Consider the following 7,266-nt stretch of genomic DNA (forward strand, 5'->3'; position numbering starts at 1 on the left):
TCATGACGGAGAGGGCATCCTCCGCGTCGTCCTCTTCCCGCCAGCCGTGCCAGAACTTCGCCTTGGCGCCGACGGTGGCATAACGCGCCTCCACCCGGTTCATGGTCATCAGCAGCTGCGCAAAATGGAAGAGCTGGGGAATGCCATCTTCGCGCTGATAGCCGATCAGCTGGCTATCGGCCTTCTTCAGGTCTTCGGTGGGCCGCTTGTTCTCGATCACCACGAACGGAATGCCGTTGACGAAGGCGACGATATCGCAGCGCCGGGACTGGCGAGACGCCGTACGCTCCACCGCGAATTCGGCGGTGACGTGGAAAACGTTGTTCTCGGGCGTCTCCCAGTCGATATAGCGAAACGAGTGGCTCTTGGAGTCGCCGTCGATGGATTTGGTGATAGTGGTGCCGAGCACCAGGGTGTCGTAGATCTCCTGATTGGTGCCGCGCAGCCCCTTCAGCCGATCTGGCGTGGGCTTGAGCCGCCGCAGTGCCTCATGGGCATCCTGCAGGTCGAAAGGGTACTCTCGCCCCCGATGGGTGAAGCGGTTGAGGCGCATCGACTGCTCGATCAGGATATCGTCCAGCACCACGTTCTTGAGCCGCCCGCCGCGCAGGCGCAGCGCCTCTGCCTGCGACAGCGGGGTGAAGCCCAGCGCCACCAGCAGCTGTAGCGCGGGAATCTGGGACTGGTGTTTTTCGGCGGCGTCGAAACCACTGTGTTGCGCGCTCATGCCGGCCTCTGCGAGTTGGTCACAAATGCCTGTCCTGACAATGGGCCCGAATAGCGGCTTTCGTTCAAAAACTGAAGTAAGGCCTTGATATCCGCATGTGTCGTTGGCATTACAATTCGGCCATTTTGGACGTTAATTGCGAGATCAGTTTGCTGAGCCGCTGCCTGAATTTGTACCGGCGTGTAATTGTCGAGCGTTCCGTTATTGACGATTGCGTGGATAAGCTTCCGGCTAACTTGATTTGTAACGTTCACAAAACCGACCGCATCTGCGACTTCCAAGCTGGCATGTGCCGCAAATGTTTGAACTTCCTGCTCCGTTGCCTCTCTATAAATCTCGAGCATATTGATGATCGAACGTAGCTTATGCTGGCTCTTGAATTTGACTGTTCCATCTTCAATGATGCAGGCGAGAGAGTTATCAAGTGTGAACGCAGGCTCACTTAGACGTCGGAATGCATTGCCCTGTTGTAAAAGAGCGAAACGGCGTTCCAGCACCTGTTGAGATGTGAAACGCTGAACCAGAACCTTGGTTGCTCCATTGACGGGTATGCCCGTAAAAAGGGCCTTGATGCCTTCAGCCGCAAACGCTGCCGTGTCGATATCATCAACGGCCATTGCATGAGCGTTGATCGTATCCGCGAAAATTTGAGCCTCAGCTGGAACATCAATGGTGAGAAATTCATCCTCATTCGGTGTCCAGCTTCCATCGAACGGCACTTCGTCGGTCACACCTTGCCGGAAAGCAGCTTCCTGTTCCGCGAATACCGCCTCAACGGCCTGTTGCACATTAGCGTCCAGCCGAACGCGCTTTGCGATCAGCTGTCCATCATGGGTGCGGCATGCAGCAAAAAGGTTTTGGGGCATGGTCAATCATCTCCAACATCGAGGACGATATATTCGGTCAACTGGCCGACTTTGATCGCCCCAGTTGCTCTGCGAAGTTGCTTTTTTGTTATAAGGACGTAGGTGACGCCCTCTTCAGTTCCGACTTTATAAAAATGCCAGCCCATTAGGCCCAGAAGTGGGTTGAAGTGGTAGCTGTAGCCAGTAGCCACAACTGCAGCAAAAATGCCTATCGCAGGAACCCACACCTGCCAGTTCAGCGCATCAAACTGGGCAGTAAAAAGTGGTAATAGATAGAGCAGCAAAAAGCCCATGTTCTCTCGATCCGCTGCTTCCACCGTAGTGGCGGAAAAGCTGGCGCGCTCAAGATGCTTTTTGGCATATCGAAGCACCAGAATGCAGGTAATAATGAGGACGATACATGCCACCAGCAGGATGACGGCTTGTAAGTCTTCGCTGGCTTGATAGGCCACCCATGCATAGGTGATGAGCACGGGCGCAATCGCCGTGCTGGTAAGCAGAAGCTTAGCCAGCCAATTCAGCATGACACTCTCCATACACCCGTCAGCAACTTCTGCATCAGCCCGCGCTTCTGTCGAGTCACTGCGTCGATTTCGTCCCTAAGAGAATCGAGCTCGCGCCGCGAAGCCCGGAGGACCTCGGCAATGGCTTCCTGTTCAGCCAGCGGCGGGACTGGGAAAGGGATTCGAGAGAACTCGCTCCAACGAAGACTGCCACGTCGGTCCACTGAGGCGCTGGTGCTGATCTCGAAGATATGTCGGTAGAGTTCGGTTTTGAGAACAGCAAAAGCATACTCGGCAAGCACCTCATCCGGATTGAAGCGGAATACGGTATAAATCGGACTGACGACACCGGTGTCAGCCAAGTTCTGAAGGCCAATCGAACCTTCCTCGATATGATTGCTGGGAAAGCCAAAGTCGCCACGCCAAATCTTCTTGTAGCCAGTCAAATCAGAGCTGAAGATCTGCTTCTTGAAGTATTCTAGCGACCGCACAAAGCCTTCGTGCTTTGAGCAAGAGAGGACCTCGTGCTGATCCCCTTCGCCGTTCCGCTCTGAAATTTCGACAGATAGCTCGCCGATTTGCTGGCAGTTCCACGATGCAGGGAGTTGGAACCATCGATAATGGGCAACCTCGTTAGTCGTCCGGAATTTCTCAAGTTGCCACGAGCCAAAGACAAGAGCCTTCGTGAGTTCGCGGTGACGCCTGAGTTTCGACTCACGGAGAGAGGCGAGCTTTTCAAGCGCCTCATCCCACTTACGCAGAACCTCTGCAATCTTTTGTTGCTCGTGCAGTGGAGGAAGATCAACAACTTGGGTGGTAATGTCATCCTTCTGAACGTGAACCAGAGACGCTTTAAAACCGTGCGCGTTCGATTCGATACGACGTGTGGCAACCTGCAAAGCTAGATAGAGCCAATACTTATCGACGCCTTCCTTTGGTACGACACGGAAAATATGCTGATTGAGGACTCCTTGTGGACCTGGCCAAATCGTAGGGCCAAAGGAAACACCTTTGACCCCGGCCCATGCAAAAAGCAAATCTCCAGGTTGGACGAGCCATTTTGGCTTTGGCTCTCCATTGAAGTAGTTGAAGTTCTGCGATCCGTTCAGGTTCTGTATTCGAATTATCGGTAAACCAGACGGGCTCCATTCGGTTGGACGAAAACCGTTGCCATTAACGAATTCGCAGAGACTCCCTATTGATCGCCGGCAATGATTCTCAGGCATCGAAATCACCCTCCATTCGATATTTGAGAGTCTTTGACAGCACATTAGGTGGCCTAACCTCTATCAGAGCGATATCCTCCAGAGTGTTCTCACGCATCGCCACGCCCCCTCTTCCCCGACTTCGCAACATCGGCAATACGCTTCAACTCCTCAATGTCACCTGCTTCATCCGCCGCCTGCTTATGGGCGGCTTTTCGCTTGACATCGAACGCCTCGTAGCGCTCGTGGGCGATACGCTTGGCGGCTTCCGCCGAGATGGAGCCCGCGCCCTCAAGCTTTGGCAGTTCGTTGGCGGTCAGGAAGGTGTCGAGCACGCGCTCCCACTCCGCCAGCCGCATGGTTTGGCGTCGCGTCGCGCGCAGTTCGGCGGTGTTGAGGAAGGTCTCGACGATCAGGTTGAGCTCCTTGATCTCGGCCTCGGCCAGATAGTTCTTGGCCGTGGCGACATCGGCCTTGCGCAGAGGGCGCCCCTTGTCGGCGTTTTTCCACGTCATCAGGCCCATATTGGGCTGCTCGGGGTTGGCGCGGGCGCGAATCAGCTCGCCGGCGGTATGGCTGGTCACGGCGTTGAGCATCTTGTTCTGGATCGTGGCGTAGAAGGTGGGTACGGCCGAGGAGCTGGGGTCGTAATCCTCGCTGAGCGCCAGGATATCGCGCACTTTCTGATAGAAGCGCACTTCCGAGGCGCGGATATCGCGGATGCGTTCGAGCAGCTCGTCGAAGTAGTCCCAGGCGGGGTCCTTCAGGCGTTCGTCGTGCATGACGAAGCCCTTGACGAGATACGCCTTCAAGACCGCCGTGGCCCAGCGGCGGAACTGTACACCGCGGGGGCTGCGCACGCGGTAACCCACCGCCAGAATCAGCTCGAGATTGTAGTGTTTGAGCGAGCGGCGCACCTGGCGCCCGCCCTCGCTGCGAACTTGTAAGAATTCCTTACAGGTTGCCGACTCGGTCAGTTCTTCATCGTCGTAGATCGCCCGCACGAGCTGGGTGATGCCCTGCGGGCTGGAAGCGAACAGCTCTGCCATCTGGCCCTGGGTCAGCCACACGGTGCCCTCCACGGCGCGCAGCTGAATCTCGGCCTGGCCGTCCTCGGTGGTATAGAGGATGATTTCGCCTTCAGACATCGACACCGAGCTCCTTCAGATAACCATCCATCTTCTTTCGAACTTCGGCCAGCTCACCTTCGATGCGGACGATGTCGCGCTGTACGGCAGCCACGTCGATCTCTTCCTCCGGCTCGAAGGTGTCCACGTAGCGAGGGATATTGAGGTTGTAGCCGTTCTGGGCAAGCTCCTCGGGGCTGGCGCGATGGGAGTAGCGCTCGATCTCGCCACGGGTGCGATAGGTCTCCAGCACCTTGCCGATATGGGCGTCATCCATCACGTTCTGGGTCTTGCTCGGCGTGAACGCCTTGCTGGCGTCGATGAACAGCACGTCGCGGCGTGATTCATTGGCGCCCCCTTCCTCCCGCGAGCGATCGAAGATCAGGATGGCGACCGGAATCCCCGTGGTGGTGAACAGGTTGGCAGGCAAGCCGACGACGGTGTCGAGCAGATTCTCTTCGATCAACTGCTGGCGGATGCGCCCCTCGGCACCGGCGCGGAACAGTACCCCGTGGGGCACGATGACCGCGACGCGGCCGGATTGACGCTTGGCGATCTCGATCATGTGGGTGATGAAGGCGTAGTCGCCCTTCGATTTGGGCGGCACACCGCGCCAGAAACGCGCGAACGGGTCGGCACCGGCGTTCTCTGCGCCCCACTTATCCAGGGAGAACGGCGGATTGGCGAGCACCACGTCGAAACGCATGAGGTGGTCGCTCTCTACCAAAGCCGGGCTGTTGAGGGTGTCACACCACTCGATGCGCGCGGCATCCTTGGCGTGCAGGAACATGTTCATGCGTGCCAGTGCCCAGGTGGCGCCGTTGACCTCCTGGCCGTAGAGGGCGAAGTTTTCGGAGCCGACCTCCTGGGAAGCCTGGATCAGCAGCGAGCCGGAGCCGCAGGCGGGGTCGCAGATGGTGCTGCCCGGCGCGGGTGCGGCCAGTTTGGCCAGCAGGCGCGAGACCGCCGTGGGCGTGTAGAACTCGCCGGCCTTCTTGCCGGCATCCGAGGCGAAGCGCGAGATGAGATAGATGTAGCACTCGCCGATGATGTCCTCGGTCACCCGCGAAGGGCGCAGGTCGAGTGCGGGTTTGGCGAAATCCTCGAGCAGGTTCTTGAGCCTGCGGTTGCGGTCCTTGGGGCGGCCGAGGTTGGCTTCCGAGTTAAAGTCGATATTGCGAAAGACCCCTTCCAGCTTGCTGCGATTGGCGTCTTCGATCTTTTCGAGCGCGATATTGATCAGCTCGCCGATGTTGGGCGCGTTACGCTGTGCATGCAGATCGAAGAAGCTCGCGCCTTCGGGCAGGACGAAGCGTTCGCGCTCCAGACGGCGGCGAATGCGCGCCTCGTCGCCGTCGAACTGTTCGCGGTAGGTCTTGAGGTGATCGTTCCAGAGATCCGAGATGTACTTCAGGAACAGCATCACCAGGATGTAATCCTTGTACTGGCCGGCATCGACGGCACCTCGGAAGGTGTCACAGGCGGCCCAGGCGGTCTGGTTGATCTGGTGTTGCGTCATTTGGTCGGTCATTGGGCCATTTCCTTGTGATCGGCGGCCATCGCGGCTTCGCCGAGAATGAGACTCGACAGGCGTTCCCGGTGTGTGGCGAGTTCCCGCAGCAGATGTACCTCCTGCCGCGCCAGAGCGTTTAGTTCGACGATGCGTTGCTGCGTGGCGAGATCGGGGACGGCGATCTCGAGCCGTTCCAGCACTTTCATCGGAATCATTCGCAGACTCGTGCCCTGGGCTTCGGCGCCAAGCCTGCGCTGGGCATCGGGTTGATTGATGGCCCAGGCCAGGTAGGCCGGCAGCAGGTAATTCGTATCGGGGCGCAGGATGAAAAGAGGATTGACGACCAGTACGGGCTCCGTCAGACCATCGTCAATGGCGACCGCAGTGCTCGGCTCTCCCCGAGAGCGAAACACGACCTCACCACCGGTCACGAAGTAGCGAGCAGCAAGACCTTCCAGCATGTAGCGATCAAACCGAGGCCCAAGCGGGCATGCGTCCGTAGTGATATTGCGTAATTGAAGCACTGGAACCCCTCCATGTGCGGCGGGTTCGAGACTGCTGCGCGCCGTATATCCCGAATGAATACTGCAAACCTCAGCGAGCATCATATATTTATCTCTATAGATCCTGTACAGCAATATACCCATCGATCTTAAGAAAAAGCAACTATATTTTACGCAGTTTTTCTCCTACAGATTTTTATATGGAATTTACGGGCAAGACCAGCACGGTCGATGGCCACTTTGCAGGTCAGCTCTAACGCCCATGGCCGCTAGGACGTTTCATGTATTAACAAACGCCATATAAGTGTCACGCAACGGCAACATCGTTGACCCAATGTGGTTGGCTATAGCCACTTTCAGTCACGCGCCGAGTGCCTAGCCATGAGCCAATCGCGTATTCGCCTGGATAACGTTTTCAAACAGTGGGACGCCACCGTCGCCGTGAACGACGTCTCCTTCGACGTCACGCCGGGGCAGTTCGTCATTCTGCTGGGCCCCTCCGGCTGCGGTAAATCGACCACGCTTCGCATGATCGCCGGGCTCGAAGAGGCCACAAGTGGCGCGATCCACATCGGCGAGCGCGACGTCACCCGCGCACCGCCCGGCGACCGCGGCCTCTCCATGGTGTTTCAGTCCTACGCGCTCTTTCCCCACCTGAGCGTGGCCGAGAACATCGTCTTTGGCTTGAAGAGCCGCCGCGTGCCCAGGTCTGAGCGCGACAAGCGCCTGGCGCACGTGGCCGAGCTGGTCGACCTGTCGCCCTATCTTGACCGCAAGCCGGCGAATCTTTCCGGCGGCCAGCGCCAGCGGGTGGCGCTGGCC

At 57.8% G+C, this 7,266-nt stretch carries 8 protein-coding genes; 1 reads left to right on the forward strand and 7 read right to left on the reverse strand.

What is annotated here, in order from left to right; all coding sequences use genetic code 11:
* The 7 genes from BIS11_RS07635 to BIS11_RS07665 form a co-directional block, all read right to left on the reverse strand.
* On the reverse strand, positions 1-727 hold a 727-nt coding region (locus BIS11_RS07635), incomplete at its 3' end, for a type I restriction endonuclease (protein ID WP_253585883.1).
* Positions 724-1,593 (reverse strand): Kiwa anti-phage protein KwaB-like domain-containing protein, encoded by an 870-nt coding sequence (locus tag BIS11_RS07640; RefSeq protein ID WP_253419936.1) that lies wholly within the window; start codon positions 1,591-1,593, stop codon positions 724-726. The genes BIS11_RS07640 and BIS11_RS07635, both read right to left, overlap by 4 nt.
* Before the next feature lie 2 nt (positions 1,594-1,595).
* On the reverse strand, positions 1,596-2,117 hold the full coding sequence (locus tag BIS11_RS07645; RefSeq protein WP_253419938.1) for a hypothetical protein: 522 nt from the start codon (positions 2,115-2,117) through the stop codon (positions 1,596-1,598).
* Positions 2,111-3,322 (reverse strand): restriction endonuclease subunit S, encoded by a 1,212-nt coding sequence (locus tag BIS11_RS07650; protein WP_253419940.1) that lies wholly within the window; start codon positions 3,320-3,322, stop codon positions 2,111-2,113. The genes BIS11_RS07645 and BIS11_RS07650 overlap by 7 nt, the downstream gene beginning before the upstream one ends.
* 89 nt (positions 3,323-3,411) lie before the next feature.
* Positions 3,412-4,449, reverse strand: a complete 1,038-nt coding sequence (locus BIS11_RS07655) for a virulence RhuM family protein (RefSeq protein WP_253419942.1) — start codon at positions 4,447-4,449, stop codon at positions 3,412-3,414.
* Positions 4,442-5,959, reverse strand: a complete 1,518-nt coding sequence (locus tag BIS11_RS07660) for a class I SAM-dependent DNA methyltransferase (protein WP_253419945.1) — start codon at positions 5,957-5,959, stop codon at positions 4,442-4,444. The genes BIS11_RS07655 and BIS11_RS07660 overlap by 8 nt, the downstream gene beginning before the upstream one ends.
* Positions 5,956-6,588, reverse strand: a complete 633-nt coding sequence (locus BIS11_RS07665) for a restriction endonuclease subunit S (RefSeq protein ID WP_367399055.1) — start codon at positions 6,586-6,588, stop codon at positions 5,956-5,958. The genes BIS11_RS07660 and BIS11_RS07665 overlap by 4 nt, the downstream gene beginning before the upstream one ends.
* A 237-nt stretch (positions 6,589-6,825) precedes the next feature.
* Between BIS11_RS07665 and BIS11_RS07670 the strand changes: the two genes are divergently transcribed.
* Positions 6,826-7,266: ABC transporter ATP-binding protein (locus BIS11_RS07670; RefSeq protein WP_253585884.1), on the forward strand; the 441-nt coding region annotated here is incomplete at its 3' end.

This window comes from Halomonas sp. 707D4, from assembly GCF_024158685.1.
GTDB lineage: Bacteria > Pseudomonadota > Gammaproteobacteria > Pseudomonadales > Halomonadaceae > Vreelandella.

What these genes read in the sequence shown, in the direction of transcription:
- BIS11_RS07650 (WP_253419940.1), bottom strand. Translation starts at nt 3,322, where the DNA reads ATGCCTGAGAATCATTGCCGGCGATCAATAGGGAGTCTCTGCGAATTC.
- BIS11_RS07645 (WP_253419938.1), bottom strand. Translation starts at nt 2,117, where the DNA reads ATGCTGAATTGGCTGGCTAAGCTTCTGCTTACCAGCACGGCGATTGCG.
- BIS11_RS07665 (WP_367399055.1), bottom strand. Translation starts at nt 6,588, where the DNA reads ATGGGTATATTGCTGTACAGGATCTATAGAGATAAATATATGATGCTC.
- BIS11_RS07660 (WP_253419945.1), bottom strand. Translation starts at nt 5,959, where the DNA reads ATGACCGACCAAATGACGCAACACCAGATCAACCAGACCGCCTGGGCC.
- BIS11_RS07655 (WP_253419942.1), bottom strand. Translation starts at nt 4,449, where the DNA reads ATGTCTGAAGGCGAAATCATCCTCTATACCACCGAGGACGGCCAGGCC.
- BIS11_RS07640 (WP_253419936.1), bottom strand. Translation starts at nt 1,593, where the DNA reads ATGCCCCAAAACCTTTTTGCTGCATGCCGCACCCATGATGGACAGCTG.